Genomic DNA, 2311 nt, shown 5'->3' on the forward strand with positions numbered 1-2311 from the left:
AGCCACGATCAACGAGGTACGCGGCATGGTTGGATTGGCTTACAACTTCGGATAAGCCCTTGTTGCCGCCCTGGTGGTGATCTCGCCAGGGCAAACCTTGACAGCATCCATAACCGCGTCTATTCTCTTCACCACGGTGCTCAAAACACCTATAGGCGGAACTCCGCCCCGTCAGACTTGCGGGATTTTTTATGCCTGTTGCACAGCAATGGGTGCGTCCTCGATGGCCGGGGGTGGCCGGAATACAATACCCGAGAGGGAAATACGTCCGGTGCACCTATAGCACTTTTGAGCCCCTGGCCGCCTGAGTCATTCAGGCACTTTGCACAGAGGGCTTAATCATGGAAAAAACACAGAATCGCACATACGGCGAGTTCGGCACCCGGTTATTCGATGCCTATCACGTCTCCAAAAACCCGGAAGGACTGACAGCCGGGCAACTGAACGGCCATCTACAGGTCGCCAGAGAAACTAATTATGGCCTGTTCGCGAACATCAATAGTTTGGGGCAGATCCTCATGCATACCCGCAGCAATAGAGATGCCTGGGATGAAGCCACACTATTTGATTTTGGGTCTCTGCTGGCTTCTCTTGGTGGCGTCGGGTGTCTCATTGATGGAATCACCGAAGATTTGCAGCACCATATCAATGCGCTGAACGCGAACAAGGAGGCTTGATCATGCATTACACACCATGTCATGAAACGATCTATAAAGCGCGGGAAGCGGCCAACCATCCCGATGGACACACTACGGAGGATCTGGCTCGCCTTGCGGACGCCATGCGCTCAGCCAACTTGAGTTTGTGGAACTCGGTCAGCGCCATCAGTCTGGCAATGATAGAATCCAAGGACAACATAGATATATGGAACGAAGGCACCCTTTACGGCATTGGCGAAGGGCTCGCGGTGTTCTCCGATTTGGCAATGGGTATCAGCTTTACGCTGGACTCGCTCACCAATGAAATATAGTGGACCCCAATTTCCGGACAGTTATTTAAGATGGTAACCTGCTGTAAATAAGGAGCAGGTTGTGAGTGAACGGAAGCGCAAGATTTTTAGTAGTCAGCAGAAAGCCAAGGTCGCACTTGAAGCGGTTCGAGGGATCAAGACGGTCAACGAGATCGCTCAGGAATTTGGCGTGCACCCGACTCAGGTGGGACTGTGGAAGAAGGAGCTGCAAGAACAGGCGGCAGGCCTATTCGAAGCCAAGCGTGGCCCCAAGCCGGTGGATCAATCCGCCAGCACGGAGCGGCTCTACTCAGAGATTGGGCGGCTCAAGATGGAACTGGACTGGCTTAAAAAAAAGTCCGGGATAGCCCGGTAGAAACGCGCAAACCTTGGGTCAACGTTCTTGACCCCTTGGCACTGACCCGGCAATGCGAACTGGCAGGGGTTGCCCGCTCTACCGTCTACGCGCCGCGCCCTGTCCCCAAGCCGAACGAACAGGAATTGGCGCTATTGGCACTGATCGATGCCGAATACACGCGCCACCCGTTCTACGGCAGCCGCAAGATGACCGTGTATCTGCGCGGCATGGGACATCGGATCAACCGCAAGCGGGCACAGCGGCTGATGGGCATACTGGGACTGGCCGGCATGGCGCCAGGGCCGAATACCAGCCTTCCGCATCCCGAGCACAAGGTTTACCCGTATCTGCTCAGAGGCATGGAAGTGGCCCGGCCCAATCAGGTGTGGAGCACGGATATTACCTACATCCGATTAGCGCGAGGGTTTGTCTACCTGGTGGCGATCATTGACTGGTACTCGCGCAAGGTACTGGCCTGGCGATTGTCGAATACCATGGACACAGGATTTTGTCTGGACTGTCTGGATCAGGCACTACAGACTTACGGCAACCCGGAGATATTCAATACCGATCAGGGCAGCCAGTTCACCTCGGCGAGCTTCACCGGGCGGTTGGCGGCAGCAGGCATCAAGATCAGCATGGACGGGCGTGGCCGGGCATTGGACAACATCTTCGTGGAACGGCTATGGCGGAGCGTCAAGCACGAAGACGTGTATCTGAAAGGCTATGCCACCTTGCCGGAATTACTGCTGGGGCTGACGGAATACTTTGTATTTTACAACACCGAGAGAATGCATCAATCGCTGGACTACAGCACGCCGGACGAGGTCTACCGGACAGCGAACGGTGGCGGCGCAACGATAGTGGATAAATTCACCGCGAAAAAAGAAAATCGTCAGGAAACAGAATCAGAAGCAAAACCGGGGCAGCGCCGTGCCGCTGCGTGTGAAAGGTTACCCTCTTAAACTCGGCTGATTATTGTCTTGACAGAGGGGTCCACCATA

Annotated in this window: 3 protein-coding genes; all 3 read left to right on the forward strand. The window is 54.8% G+C overall.

The window, feature by feature from the left end; translation table 11 throughout:
* Nucleotides 1–341: 341 nt before the first annotated feature.
* The 3 genes from AC2VLY_RS16465 to AC2VLY_RS16475 all read left to right on the forward strand — a co-directional run bounded on the left by AC2VLY_RS16465 (nucleotide 342) and on the right by AC2VLY_RS16475 (nucleotide 2272).
* Nucleotides 342–677 (forward strand): hypothetical protein, encoded by a 336-nt coding sequence (locus tag AC2VLY_RS16465; RefSeq protein WP_486893873.1) that lies wholly within the window; start codon nucleotides 342–344, stop codon nucleotides 675–677.
* A 2-nt stretch (nucleotides 678–679) separates the two neighbouring features.
* Entirely contained in the window at nucleotides 680–970 is a 291-nt protein-coding gene (locus AC2VLY_RS16470; protein WP_486893875.1) for a hypothetical protein, read from the forward strand.
* A gap of 61 nt (nucleotides 971–1031) precedes the next feature.
* A protein-coding gene (locus AC2VLY_RS16475) for an IS3 family transposase (protein WP_486893876.1) occupies nucleotides 1032–2272 on the forward strand; the annotation gives its coding sequence in 2 pieces (ribosomal slippage) (nucleotides 1032–1308 and nucleotides 1308–2272; 1242 coding nt in all).
* The last annotated feature ends 39 nt before the right edge of the window (nucleotides 2273–2311 follow it).

The sequence above is a fragment of the Acidithiobacillus sp. TH-A36 genome, assembly GCF_057473445.1.